Here is a 13,068-nt window from a genome sequence, read left to right as displayed (position 1 = left end):
TGCTCGGGCGGCATCGGCGCCGCCGTCGAGCACGACGTTCCCAGCGGAGGAACTAACCGGGCGCTACTCGAACGTTAAGGCGAGGCTAAAGCGCATCACCGCAGTTCGGGGCGGGTTGACGGGTTCGCGTACCCGAGTTCGACGACCACCCGGGCGCCGCCGCCCGGGGCCCGCTCCAAGGTCACGCCACCACCCGAATCGGCGGCCGCGCGGCGCACGATGTCCAACCCGAGACCGCTCGACCCGCTTCCGCTGGCGCCGCGCCGCAGCGGACCGGTGCTCGTCTCGGGAAAGCCCGTTCCCTCGTCGTCGACCACGAGTCGCACCAGGTCGTCACCCCGCTCCAGGGTCACGGAGAAACCGACGCCGTCCACGGTGTGCCCGAAGACGTTGCCGAGCAGCGCGTCGACGCACGCGGCCAGGTCCGCCTCGCTGACGGCGACCGGCAACGGTCCCTCGGCGAGGTCGGTGCGCACCTCACGGTCGGTGTCCTCGGCGAGCACCGACCAGAACACCACCCGCTCCGACACGACCGTGGCCGCGTCGCAGTGCTCGGCGACGTCGCCGGTGGACGTACCGCTGCGGCGCCCCGCCTCGTCGATGATGCGGGTGACGGCGCGCTGCAACGCGTCCACGTGACCGGTGATCCGCTGTGATTCCACCGGATCGGACAGCGCTTCGGCGTCCAACCGCAGCGACATCAGCGGTGTGCGCAGCCGGTGCGACAGGTCGGCCGCTCGTTCGCGCTCCTCGGCGAGCAGTTCGCGAATGCGGCCTGCCAGGTGGTTCAGGGCGGTGGCGACATCACGCATCTCCCGCGGCGCCGCCACGTGGGCCCGCGCGTCCAGCTCACCGGCGGCCAGCCGGTGCGACACCGCGGCGAGTTCCCGTGTCGGGCGCACCAGGCCACGCGCCATACGGTCGGCGACGAGCACGCTCAGCGCAGCCAGCGCCACCCCCAGCGCGCCCAGCAGCAACCATGCGCGGTGCACCCCGCGCATCAGCTCCTCCTCGCTGACGGCGGTGCGGATGACCGCCTGACCGCCGGAGGCGTCGCCCACCGACACCACCACTTCGACGCCGTTCTCGGTGTCCACGGTCAGGCTGCGACCCCGCTCGGCCAGCCGAACCGCGGACGTGCGGTCGGCGTCCGCGCCGATTCTCGTGCCGTCGCCGAGGAAGACCGTGACCGGGAAGCGTCCCTCGGCGTTCGCCTGCTGGACGCTCAGCTCGAGCACTCGCGGATCCGCTGTGGACACGACCGACGTGAGCGCCTGCGCCTGGACGGTCGCGTCGTTGACCGCCCTGTCGAACGCCACCGTGCGCGCGAGCACGGCCAACGGGATCAGGAACGCCACCACGACCAGGACCGTGGTGGCGACGACTAGCAGGGCGATCCGCCGCCGCATCAGGAGTTCCCCGGTTCCTCGGCCCCGCCGAGCCGCACCCCCACACCGCGCACCGTGTGCAGGTACCGCGCGTTCTTGGCGGTCTCGCCGAGTTTGCGGCGCAGCCAGGACACGTGCACGTCCACGGTCTTGTCGGCCCCGCCGTAGGGCAGCTGCCACACCTCGGTGAGCAGTTCCCGCTTGCTCACCACCTGACCGGGACGTCGGGCGAGATAGTGCAGCACGTCGAATTCGCGCGGGGTCAGTTCGAGCGGCTCACCGTCCAATGTGGCCGTTCGGGCAGCCGGGTCGAGCCGCAGTCCGTCCACGACGAGCGTCTCGGGCTCCGAACGCTGCCCGCCGCGCCGCAGTACCGCGCGAATCCGCGCGTCCAGCTGACCGGCCCCGAACGGTTTGACCACGTAGTCGTCGGCCCCCGAGTTCAGCACGTCCACGATTTCCTCTTCCGCACCGCGCGCGGTGGCCACGACGACCGGGACGTGGCTGACCGCGCGGAGCATCCGCAGCATCTCCCGCCCGTCCAGATCGGGCAGGCCGATGTCGAGCACCACCACGTCCGGACGCTGCGCCACGACCTGGTTCAGCCCGTCCATGGCCGTCCCCGCCGAGGTGACGGCGTGCCCGAGGTCGTGCAGGGCCCTGCTCAGCGAGCTACGAATGGTCGCGTCGTCCTCGACCAACAACACTTGCGCCACGCACCGCACCGTAGCCCGCGCGCCCGCCGGAAGCGGCTTGGCATAGTGGGTCGCATGGCTCGCCCCAACCGCGCCGCGCGCACCGCCCTGGCTGTGGCGGGTTGGCTGGCCGCGGCCGGGGTCGCGGTCGCGGTCGGTCTCGTCGCCGTGTCCGCGCTCGGCCGCGGCATCCTCGCCCCCGGCCCGCCGATGGCCGAACCTGCCGAGGTCGAGGCGGAGCTGAGCAGCCCTGCCTCGTCGGCCACGGCAGACCGGGAAGGCCCCGAAGGCCCCGGCGACCGGCCACGGACACGTCACGTCGAGCACACGCCGGGCGGGACCGTGGTGGCAGCCTGCGACCGGGACGGCCAGGCCTCGCTGCTGTCGTGGAGTCCCGCCCAGGGGTTCCAGGCCGACGATATCGAGGACGGACCCGACGACGAGGTGGAGTTGACCTTCGAATCGGAGGATCGCGACGTGGACGTCTCCGCGGAGTGCCGCAACGGAAAGCCGCGCGCCACCGTCGACGCCGACAACTGACCGCAACCGGCACGGCCGGCCTCCCACGACACCGTCGTTCGCGCAGGCCTGCTCGCCACGGGCCCGCTAGGGTCGCGCCATGTCCCTCGACGACCGGACGCTGCGCTACTACGGCGCCGTCTGTGAGACCGGGTCGATCCGGTCGGCCGCCGAGCAACTCGGCCTCGCCCCTTCCGCGGTGAGCCGAGCGATCGGAGCGCTCGAACGACGGCTACGGACGACGCTGCTCGAACGCAGCGCCCGCGGCGTGCGCCCCACCGAAGCGGGCGAACTGCTGCTGCGCTTCGCCAAGGACCGCGCCCACCTCGAAGAGCTGCTCACCGAGAACCTCGACGAACTGCACGACCTGCGCCGAGGCCGGGTGCGCGTGGCGGCGGGCGAAGGGTTCATCGACGACCTGGTGGAACACGGGCTCAACAGCTTCCTCGCGAACTACCCCGGGGTGTCGGTGGAGCTGAGCACCGGCGGCACCGACGAGATCCGCGACCTGCTGCTCGCCGACGAGGTCGACCTCGCCCTCGCCCTGCACACGACGCCGCACCGCGAGCTCACCGTCGTCCGGCAGGCCCCGCAGCCGCTGCACGTCATCTGCGCGCCGGACCACCCGCTCGCCGACCTCGACGAGGTCACGCCGCAGCGGCTGGCCGACGAACCGGCCACCGTGCTGCCGGCACGTTTCGGGTTGCGCGCGCTGACCGATCAGATTCAGCGCACCCACGGCGTTCTGCTCGACATCCGGCTCGTCAGCAATTCCATCCACGCGATGACCGGCTTCGTACTGGCGGGTCTCGGCATCACGCTGCTGCCGCGGTTCGCCGTCGGCAGGCACCTGACGAGCGGGCGGCTGCGGGCGATTCCCCTCGGTGACGCGGACAGCGGCCGGGTCCACGCCCAGTTGCTGACGCGGGGTGGGCGCACTCCGTCGTTCGCCGCATCGCGGCTCCTCGAACACTGCTCGGAACAGCTCGACTCGCTGAACCCCCGGTGAGTGTTGCCCGAATGGCAACACCCTGGTCCGAAAATTGTCTTCTTGTGCACCACCTGCCGTGAACGTAGCGTCGCCTGCCATCGAGAGTTCCGTCGCCGACCCCCTCATCAGCAGGAGCCGCCATGCGTGCACCGGGCAGCGTGTTGGACATGTGGCGACTGCACGTCGCCGTGCTCGTCGTCGCCGTCGTCGCGCAGCTGATCGACGTGCGGGAGATTCCGATCGGCCCCGCCGCGATTCTGCTGCTTCCGTTGCTCTACGCGTTCCTTCTCAGCGTGCTGATCAATCCGCACGTCGTCCGGGCCGCGTCGAAGTTCATCCGAAAACGGGAAGTGAAAGCGGCTTCGCCGATGATCGTCATCGCGATCATGCCGTTCATCGCGAAATTCGGCACCACCATCGGACCGTCCTTTGAGGAACTGATCGAGGCGGGGCCCGCACTTCTGCTGCAGGAAATCGGAAACCTCGCCACGGTCGCATTCGCCTTCCCACTCGCGATCTGGGCTTTCAAACTCCACCGGGAGGCGATCGGCGCGACCTTCTCCGTCGCCCGTGAGCCGAACCTGGCCATCATCGTCGACCGCTACGGCCTGAAAAGCCCGGAAGGCACCGGGGTCATGGTCGTCTACGTCGTCGGCACCCTGTTCGGCACGCTGATCTTCTCGGTTCTGGCCTCACTGATGGCTTCGCTGGGGATCTTCACGCCCGAGGCGCTGGCGATGGCCTGCGGGGTCGGCAGCGGGTCCATGCTGGCGGCGTGCAGCGGCGCGCTTTCCGGGATGTGGCCGGGAATGGAGGACACCGTCGTCGCGCTGGCCGGAGCCAGCAATCTGCTCACCTACGCCACCGGGCTGTACGTCAGCTTGTTCGTCGCACTTCCCGTCGTCGAATGGCTGTACAAGAAGGCACGCCCCGGCGAGGCGTCGGCGGCACGGAAGGAGAGCTGACCGTGAGCGCAGAAGACACCGCGAGCGGGAGCACCCGGATCCCGCGCGAGAAGATCGCCGTGGTCCCGACGTTGCGCGATCTGGCTCTGGTCAGCGTGCTCGGCTGGGCGTTGCAGCTGCTGGCGACGGACATCTCCGCGCTGGCCGCCGTCGGCGGCATGGCCGGGCTGTACCTGATCTGCGCCGGCGGCATCGTGCTGACGCGCTTCGCCCCGTTCTACCTGCCGAGCATCGCGTGGATCTCCCTGCTCGGCATCGCCGCCACGCTCCCGTTCACGCCATGGGGAAGCGCCGTCACGGCGCTCGTGGCCGACATCGACTTCCTCGCACTGAGCGTGCCCGCACTGGCCTACGCCGGGTTGGCGCTCACCGAACGCGAGATCGACGTCGTCAAGAAGTCCGGCTGGAAACTGCTGCTGATCGCGGTGTTCGTGCTCGCGTCCACCTACATCGGTTCGGCCGTCGTCGCCGACATCGTCCTTCGCATCACCGGCTGACCGGATAAGGAGAGAACCAGATGCACGACTCCGTGGCCGTGATCGGCCTCGGCAACATGGGTGCCGGCATCGCGCGAACCCTCGCGCAGACAGGCCGTTCCGTCCTCGGTGTGGACCCCGCGCCCGAGGCGGCAGCACGCGTCGACGACCTCCTCCCGGTCGTGGACCTCGACAAGGCCGTGGCGGACGCGGACGTACTCGTCCTGTCGCTGCCGGGATCCGAACAGGTCGAACAGCTCGTGGACCGCCTGCTCGAGGCCGAACCGGGACACCGGCTCGTCGTCGACACCTCCACGAGCAGTCCGGTCTCGACCCGGGCGCTCGAGCAACGGCTCACCCGGCACGGCCACAGCCTGCTGGACGCCCCCGTCAGCGGCGGTCCCGCCGGGGCACAGAGCGGCTCGCTCACGGTGTTCCTCGGCGGACGCGACGACGCAGTGGCGGAGGCCGAGGACGTGTTGGCCGCGATCGCCCAGCGCGTGGTCCATGTCGGCGGCCCCGGCGCCGGCAACGTCGCCAAGCTCGTGAACAACCTGCTCTGCGCCACTCAGCTGCAGATCGCGGGCGAGGCCCTCCGGCTGGCGGAAGCGGCCGACATCGACCCGGCACGGGTCGTCGAAGCCGTCAACGGAGCATCCGGACGCAGCGCCGTGACCGAGGTCAACCTGCCCCGCTGGGTGCTGTCGGAGACGTTCGACTCGGGTTTCCCGCTCGGGCTGATGGCGCGCGACGTCGCGTTGGCGACCGAGACGGCGCGTTCGCTCGGCACGCCGTCACCACTCGCCGACGTGGTGTCCGCGGCGTGGCGCGACACCCGCGACCGACTCGGCGCAGCAGAGGACTTCAACCGCATGGCACAGCCGGAGAGGACCCAGAACCGATGAGCGTGACACCGACGAGCGGCACACCGGACCTCACCATGCTCGCCGACAGGGATCCGGGCGAGCGGGCGCGCGTACTCCTCGACCGTCACCTGCCCGACGGCATCGGCGTCCGTGCCGCGGGCGTGACGCATCCGGGCTCGGGCGAGCCGATCGAACTGCGCGACCCCGCGACCGGCGCGCTCGTGACGACCTGGGCGGATCCCGGCGCCGAAGGAGCCGCCGTCGCGGTGGACGCGGCACGGCGGGGCGCCGCGACGTGGGGTGCGGCGAATCCGTTCGAGCGCGCGCGGATCCTGCGGGACGTCGCGGCGGCCGTGTCGGACAACGCCGAGGAACTGGCCGTACTGGAGAGCGCCACCACCGGAAAGCCGCTGCGGGACACCCGGGTCGAAGCGGCGAAGGCGGCCGAGATGTTCGCCTATTTCGCGGGCTGGGCCGACAAGATCATCGGGGACACCATCCCGGTGCCGGGCGAGTGGGCGACCTACACCCGCAAGGTGCCGTGGGGGGTCGTCGCCGCCGTGACGCCGTGGAATGCACCGCTGTTCACCGCGGCCTGGAACGCGGCACCCGCACTGGCCACGGGGAACGCGGTCATCGTCAAGCCCAGCGAGTTCACCCCCGTGACCTCGCTGCGGCTCGCCGCGCTGGCCGAGGACGCCGGCCTGCCGCCCGGTGTCCTCACGGTCGCGCCCGGTCTCGGCGGCACGCTCGGTGCCGCGCTCACCGGTGATCCGAGGGTCGGCAAGATCGCGTTCATCGGCTCGGTGCCCACGGGGCGCGCGGTCGCGAGCGCCGCTGCCGCGGTCGGAACGCCCACGCTGCTCGAACTCGGCGGCAAGAGCGCCAACATCGTCTTCGACGACGCCGACCTGGACCGCGCCGCGCACGGAGCGATCGCGGGCATCTTCGCCGCGGCCGGCCAGTCGTGCGTCGCCGGTTCGCGATTGCTCGTCCACCGGGACATCCACGACGCGCTGATCGCACGGATCCGGGAAGGAGTCCGGCACCTCCGGCTCGGCGACCCACTCGATCCACGGACCGAGATCGGCCCGATCGTCACGCGGGCGCAGTACGACACGGTGTGCTCACTCATCGACACCGGTATGTCCGACGGCGCCGACCGGGTCGCCGGGCACGAACTGAGTCCGCACCTGCGCGAATCCCCGTGGCAGGGCGGCAACTGGGTGATGCCGACCGTGCTGGACGGCGTCGGCCCGGAGCACACGCTCGAACGGACCGAGGTGTTCGGACCGGTGCTGTCGGTCGGCACCTTCACCGACGAGGCCGAGGCCGTCGCGAGGGCCAACGGGACCGGCTTCGGCCTCGCGGGCGCCGTGTGGACGGCGGACGTCTCGCGTGCGCACCGCGTCGCGCACGCGGTCGACGCGGGCACGTTCTGGATCAACTCCTACAAGACCATCCACGTCGCCGTGCCGTTCGGCGGCGTCGGCGACTCCGGTTGGGGACGTTCCTCGGGACCCGGTGTGCTGGACGAGTACACCCAGACCAAGGCCGTGTGGGTGCCGACCGTGCCGACCCCACCGCCGTTCCCTTCGCTCACCTGAGGCGCCCGCACCGGCGCCGCTCGCGGGCCGGGACGGTTCACCGCGGGTCGCGAGCGTGCCGGAGCACGTCCACGACCGGGTCGATCCAGATGTCCGCGTTGCGCCACAACAAATAGGTCGTGAGCGTGGCGCCGAGGTCGTCGACCGGCAGGATCGTCGACTCGGGGTCCAGCGCGAGCACCGTCGCCGACTCCAGCGGTGCGAGGCTGAAACCCTTCGTGCTGCGCAGCAGGACCAGCAGCCCGGACGTGTCGGTGAACTGCGCGTCCTTGTCGACCACCACGCCGTGCGCGGCCAGCCGGTCGGCGCGGTGCGAGCCCAGATCCCAGTGCCGCGGGCCCTGGATGTAGGTGAATCCGCGCAGGTCGGCGAGGGTGAGCGAGGTGCGTCCCGGGAAGCGGCCGGAGTCGACCACGGCGCCGAGCGGCTCGCGGTAGAGCACGAGCGCCGCCAGCCGCTCGTCGCTGGTGCCGACGTGGGACACGGCGACGTCGAGCGAGCTGCTCAGCAGAGCCGACTGCATGTCCAGCGACGGCAACTGCCGGATGGTGACGCGGTAGTGCTCCTCCAGCGAGCGGATCGACTCACTCAGGTTGCGCCGGTGCGTAGGGTTCAGCACGTCGGGCACCGCCAGTCGCACGTCGCACCGCCGGTCGCGTGCGCCGACGAGCCCGGGGATCGCGTCGAAGTTCGACACCACGGATTCGGCCAGCGGCAGCAGGGCGTGCCCTGCCGATGACAGCCGCGTGTGGTGGGTCGAGCGGTCGAACAGGGTCTCGCCGAGTTCGCGTTCCAGGTCGCGGATCCGGCGGCTCAGCGGCGGCACCGACATGTTCAGTGACCGCGCCGCGCGGGTGAAGTTGAGTTCACGCGCGACGGCGAGGAAGTAGCGCAGGTGGTGCATCTCCACGCCTGCAGCCTATGTGGTGTTGCCGCTGTGGACATACCAGCGTGAGGCAGTCGGTCATTCCCTCGTCACTCTCGGCTTTCTAACGTCGAAGGTGAGCTGATCACCCGAGGGAAGGACCGCGATGACCTCGCCCAACCGTTCGGGTCCCGACACCGACACCGCCACCGGCGCACACTCGCCGAGCGACGCGGACACCGGAGCCGGAGCCGCGGACACCGCACTCTCCGCCGAGACCGACACCTCCACCGGCCACCCGGCCTCGACCGGCAGCACAGCCGCAGCCGGCACCACAGGCCCAGCCGGCACCGCAGCCTCAGCCGACGCCGCAGGCCCAGCCGGCACCACCACCGGCAAGGGACCGCTCGACGGCGTGACGGTCGTCGACCTCTCGTCCGCGGTGATGGGCCCCCTCGCGACCCAGCTCCTCGGGGACTTCGGCGCCGACGTCATCCGGGTCGAACCAGTGCGCGACGTCGCGAGGCACTCGCCGGCCAACATCGGCCGCAGTCCCGGCATGGCTCCGCTGCATCTGCAGGTGAACCGCAACAAGCGCAGCGTCACCATCGATTTGAAGGACCCGGCGGGCCGCGAGGATCTCTTCGCCCTGCTCGCCGACGCCCACGTACTGGTCACCAACATGCGCGCGGGAGCACTCGAACGACTCGGACTCGGCTACGCCGAGGTCGCCGAACGGCTGCCACACCTGATCTACGCCCACGCCCAGGGATTCGCCGCCGACTCCTCCCGCGGCGACCGGCCCGCCTACGACGAGGTGATCCAGGCGTCGTCGGGCCTGGTCAGCCTGCAGAACCGAGCGGCGGGCAGCATGCAGTTCGTGCCCACGCTGATCGCGGACAAGACCGCGGCGCTGTACCTGTTGGGCGGCGTGCTGGCCGCGCTGTACCACCAGCAGCGCACCGGCGAGGGGCAGGAGATCACGCTGGCGATGGCCGACGCGATGATCGCCGTCAACCTCGTCGAGCACCTCGCGGGCGAGCTGTTCGTCCCGCCTGCGGGCGAGGTGGGCAACCCGCTCTCGCTCTCGGACACGCACGCGGCCATGCGCACCGCCGACGGCGGCGCGATCGCCGCCGTCCCCTACACCAACGAGGGTGTCCGCATCCTGCTCAAGGGCGCGGGGCTGGACGACGCGGCCGCCGACCCGGCGTGGGACTCCCCGGTGATCGACCGCGAGGTGTTCACGGCGGGTGTCGAGAAGGTGCTGGCCAACTCGACGCATCGGACCACCGCGGAGTGGGAGGAGTACCTCACCGCCCACGACGTTCCCTACGCCCGCGTGGTCGACATAGCGGAACTGCCCGACGACCCCTATGTTCGGGAAGTCGAGTTGATCAAGGAACGGGAACACCCGACGGAGGGCACGATCCGGGTCGTGGAAAGCCCGCTGCACTTCTCGGCAACACCCGTAGGCTTCCGCCGGCACGCCGAGCGGGCCGGACAGAGCACGGCCGAGGTCCTCGCCGCCACACGCGCGGACCGTTGAACCGTCGTCGAAAGGATACCGACGCCATGGATCTGGAACTGTCGAGTGAGGACATCGAGTTCCGGGACGGCTTGCGGGAGGTGTTCCTGCGCGAGATCCCCGAGGAGATCCGCAGGCGCAACGCGCTGAGCCGGATCACGCGCGAGGACATCGTCACCACCCAGCGCATCCTCAACTCCCACGGGCTCGCGGTGCCGCACTGGCCCGTCGAATGGGGCGGCAAGGACTGGACACCGACCCAGTCGCACATCTACGCCTCGGAACTGCAACGAGGCTCCGTTCCGCAGCCGTTGGCGTTCAACGTGAGCATGATCGGCCCGATCATCGCCGAGTTCGGCACCGAGGAGCAGAAGCGCACGTTCCTGCCCGCGACGGCGAACCTGGACATCTGGTGGTCGCAGGGCTTCTCGGAGCCGGAGGCGGGATCCGATCTCGCGTCGCTGCGCACCACCGCACGCCGTGAGGGTGACGTCTACGTGCTCAACGGCCAGAAGACGTGGACCACGCTCGGGCAGTACGGCGACTGGATGTTCGTGCTGGCCCGCACCGATCCCGACGCACCGCGCAAGCAGCAGGGCCTGTCGTTCCTGCTGCTGGACATGACGACGCCGGGGATCGAGCGCCGCCCGATCACGCTCGTCGACGGCAGTGCCGAGGTGAACGAGTTCTTCTTCGACAACGTGCGCGTCCCGGTCGAGAACCTGGTCGGGGAGGAGAACAAGGGCTGGAGCTACGCCAAGTTCCTGCTCGGCAACGAGCGCAACGGCATCGCGCAGATCGGCACGAGCCAGCGGGTCTTCGCCGACCTGGCCGAGGCCGCGGGCGGCATTCCGACCGAGACGGGCGCGCTGGCCGACGACCCGCAGTTCCGCGCGTCGATGCACCGCTCACGGACGACGCTGCTGGCGCTCGAGGCCACGCAGCTGCGGGTGACCGGTGCGTCGGAGAACGGCCAGGCCAGCCCGGTGTCCTCGCTGCTGAAGATGGAGGGAACGAAGGCGCTGCAGGAACTGAGCAAACTGCGCAAGGAGGCAGCGAGCCAGGACAGCATGCTGCTCGACACCGAAGCGGTGGTGGCCGACGAGGCGTCCGCGGTCGCGGCCGCGCAGTATCTGAACCAGCGCAAGCTGTCGATCTTCGGTGGCTCCAACGAGATCCAGCGCGGCGTGATCGCCAAGACCATCCTGGGACTGTGAGAAGGCGAAAGAGGGCACGGCCATGAATCTGGAATTCAACGAGGACCAGGCACTGCTGTTCGAGACCGTCGATTCGGCGGTCGGCCGTGGCTACGCGGCGGGCGGCCGGGCCGAGGCGACCGGCTCGGAGCTCGGCTGGAACGAGGGCGTGTGGCGCACCCTGGCCGAGATGGGCATCACCGGGCTGACCATCACCGGCGAACACGGCGGAGCCGATGCCGGACCGGTCGAGGTGTACGCGACGCTCGAGGCGCTGGGCAAGCACGCCGCAGCCGAACCACTGCTCGACGGCGTGTTCCTGCCGTCGTGGCTGATCACCGCGGTCGGCACCGACGAGCAGGCCAAACAGCTGCTGCCCGCGCTCGCCGAGGGCACGCAAACTGTCGCGGTCGCCCACGCCGAACCGGGCAGGCCCTGGAACGCCACCCCGTCGGTCACGGCGACCCGCCGCGCCGACGGCTCCGTGACACTCGCCGGGGTCAAGGCGCCGGTACGGCACGCAGACCAGGCCTCGTCCCTGTTGGTGACCGCCTCCGACAGCGACGGCACAACCGGCGTCTACGTCGTCGAAGCAGGCGCGGAGGGCATCACACGCGCCGACGGGCGCAGCGCGGACTGGAGCCGCGCCTCGCAGGTCACCTTCGTCGACACCCCCGCCACTCCGCTCGGCACCTCGGGCGCCGACGTGGCCGCGGCGCTGGCTGCGGCGTTCGCACGGGCGCGGGTGGCCGTGCTGGCCGAAGCCGTCGGGCTGATGGAATCCGCACTCACCCTCACCGTCGAGTACCTGAAGAACCGCAAGCAGTTCGGCGTTCCCCTGTCGACGTTCCAGGCACTCGTTCACCGGGCCGCCGACCTCTACGCCCACGTGGAGCTGGCACGGTCCATGGCACTGTGGGCCACCGCGACCGTCGAAGCCGCCGACGGAGGTGCCGACGTCGACCTCGCCGCGATCGCCGACGACGCCTTCGTGTTCGTCGGCGACACCGCCACCGCCGTGGCGGAGGAAGCCGTTCAGCTGCACGGCGGTATCGGCATGACCTACGAGGCCGAGGTCGCGCACCAGGCCGCACGCCTGACCGCGATCACCGAGAGCTTCGGGGGCGTGGCCGCCGCCAGGCGCAGGGCCGTGGCGTCGGAGTCCGCACTGCGGGCGCCGAGCGCGCTGCTCAACAACTCCGGCGCCGTCACGGCGTGAGCCCGCCTGTCCGCCGGCGGCCACACCCATGCCGCCGGCGGGCAGTGCACACCACTCGACCCGCGGGCGGGGGGTCACCCGCGGGCCGGGGTTCGCGGGCCGGGGTTCGCGGCGCGGGCGCGGTACGTCGAAACGCGTAGTACGGAAGCGCGCTGTGACGGACGCGGCGACCGGCACCGGCGGCCTAACGTTCCGTTGGTAACCGCCCGTTCGGATCGATGTGGAGTCACGCCATGAGGTTGCGCCCGTTCCCACCGCGGCACCGAGCCCGCAGCACCGCAGCGGCGCGGTCGTGACCGCCCGCCTGCGCGAGCGGCTCGGCCTCGCCCCGCTCACGATCGTCGCCCTGGCGATGCTCGGCGCGCCGCGGGCGATCGTGCACGACCTCGGGCCCGTCGCCCCGGTGCTGAACGGGCTGCTCGTGTTCGTGCCACTCGCCGTGTGGGTCGCGTTCGTCCTCTGGCGGCGCGTCCCGTCCCCACTGCTGACGCTCTCGGCCGTCGGGGCGGTCTACGGCGTCGTGCTGGGCGTGGTGCACCAGGCCCTGTGGCATGTGGCCCACGCCGAAGCCCCTGAACTCGGCGGCAATCTCGCCGGCGCCCTGTCGCCCGCGCTCGAGGCCGTCGTGCTCCGCTCGGCCGCCTTCGGCAGCAGTGTCCTGACCGGACTGCTCACCGGTGTGGCGACGGGCGCCGTGGCTTGGCTGCTGTCCAGAATGGTCCCCGGATTCCGGCCACAGTGACGCCGGCCGAA

Annotated in this window: 13 protein-coding genes; 10 read left to right on the top strand and 3 right to left on the bottom strand. The window is 70.9% G+C overall.

Annotated features, from left to right (window positions below):
* Positions 1-95: 95 nt before the first annotated feature.
* Positions 96-1,409 carry a sensor histidine kinase gene (locus FB384_RS09795; protein ID WP_183781768.1) on the bottom strand — a complete coding sequence of 438 codons (1,314 nt, stop codon included), beginning with the start codon at positions 1,407-1,409 and terminating at the stop codon, positions 96-98.
* Positions 1,409-2,104 (bottom strand): response regulator transcription factor, encoded by a 696-nt coding sequence (locus FB384_RS09790; protein ID WP_183781765.1) that lies wholly within the window; start codon positions 2,102-2,104, stop codon positions 1,409-1,411. The genes FB384_RS09795 and FB384_RS09790 overlap by 1 nt, the downstream gene beginning before the upstream one ends.
* Before the next feature lie 54 nt (positions 2,105-2,158).
* On the opposite strand from FB384_RS09790, the gene FB384_RS09785 reads away from it, so the two are divergent.
* The 6 genes from FB384_RS09785 (at position 2,159) to FB384_RS09760 (ending at position 7,507) form a co-directional block, all read left to right on the top strand.
* Positions 2,159-2,623 carry a hypothetical protein gene (locus tag FB384_RS09785; RefSeq protein WP_183781762.1) on the top strand — a complete coding sequence of 155 codons (465 nt, stop codon included), beginning with the start codon at positions 2,159-2,161 and terminating at the stop codon, positions 2,621-2,623.
* Positions 2,624-2,702: 79 nt separating this feature from the next.
* A complete protein-coding gene (locus tag FB384_RS09780) occupies positions 2,703-3,611 on the top strand; it encodes a LysR family transcriptional regulator (protein ID WP_183781759.1) in 909 nt (302 codons plus the stop codon).
* 122 nt (positions 3,612-3,733) lie between these two features.
* On the top strand, positions 3,734-4,558 hold the full coding sequence (locus tag FB384_RS09775) for a DUF3100 domain-containing protein (RefSeq protein ID WP_183781756.1): 825 nt from the start codon (positions 3,734-3,736) through the stop codon (positions 4,556-4,558).
* 2 nt (positions 4,559-4,560) lie between these two features.
* Positions 4,561-5,055, top strand: a complete 495-nt coding sequence (locus tag FB384_RS09770) for a hypothetical protein (RefSeq protein ID WP_183781753.1) — start codon at positions 4,561-4,563, stop codon at positions 5,053-5,055.
* A 20-nt stretch (positions 5,056-5,075) separates the two neighbouring features.
* Entirely contained in the window at positions 5,076-5,939 is an 864-nt protein-coding gene (locus FB384_RS09765) for an NAD(P)-dependent oxidoreductase (RefSeq protein WP_183781750.1), read from the top strand.
* Complete coding sequence (locus FB384_RS09760) at positions 5,936-7,507, top strand: aldehyde dehydrogenase family protein (protein ID WP_183781747.1); 1,572 nt, start codon at positions 5,936-5,938, stop codon at positions 7,505-7,507. Before FB384_RS09765 ends, FB384_RS09760 begins: the two co-directional genes overlap by 4 nt.
* Before the next feature lie 37 nt (positions 7,508-7,544).
* Here FB384_RS09760 and FB384_RS09755 read toward each other — a convergent pair whose 3' ends face one another.
* Positions 7,545-8,411 carry a LysR family transcriptional regulator gene (locus tag FB384_RS09755; RefSeq protein WP_221213149.1) on the bottom strand — a complete coding sequence of 289 codons (867 nt, stop codon included), beginning with the start codon at positions 8,409-8,411 and terminating at the stop codon, positions 7,545-7,547.
* A 127-nt stretch (positions 8,412-8,538) separates the two neighbouring features.
* Here FB384_RS09755 and FB384_RS09750 point away from each other — a divergent pair, with 127 nt between their 5' ends.
* From FB384_RS09750 to FB384_RS09735, 4 genes are all read left to right on the top strand, one after another.
* Positions 8,539-9,921, top strand: a complete 1,383-nt coding sequence (locus tag FB384_RS09750; RefSeq protein WP_228725998.1) for a CaiB/BaiF CoA transferase family protein — start codon at positions 8,539-8,541, stop codon at positions 9,919-9,921.
* A 26-nt stretch (positions 9,922-9,947) separates the two neighbouring features.
* A complete protein-coding gene (locus FB384_RS09745; protein ID WP_183781743.1) occupies positions 9,948-11,117 on the top strand; it encodes an acyl-CoA dehydrogenase family protein in 1,170 nt (389 codons plus the stop codon).
* 22 nt (positions 11,118-11,139) lie between these two features.
* Positions 11,140-12,315, top strand: a complete 1,176-nt coding sequence (locus FB384_RS09740; RefSeq protein ID WP_183781741.1) for an acyl-CoA dehydrogenase family protein — start codon at positions 11,140-11,142, stop codon at positions 12,313-12,315.
* A 292-nt stretch (positions 12,316-12,607) separates the two neighbouring features.
* The gene (locus tag FB384_RS09735; RefSeq protein WP_183781739.1) at positions 12,608-13,057 is read left to right on the top strand and encodes a hypothetical protein; all 450 of its coding nucleotides are present in this window, start codon (positions 12,608-12,610) and stop codon (positions 13,055-13,057) included.
* Positions 13,058-13,068 lie beyond the last annotated feature (11 nt).

The sequence above is a fragment of the Prauserella sediminis genome (assembly GCF_014195435.1).
GTDB lineage: Bacteria > Actinomycetota > Actinomycetes > Mycobacteriales > Pseudonocardiaceae > Prauserella > Prauserella salsuginis.
Note: the sequence above shows the minus strand (reverse complement) of the source record. Positions and strands in the feature narration are given on the sequence as shown.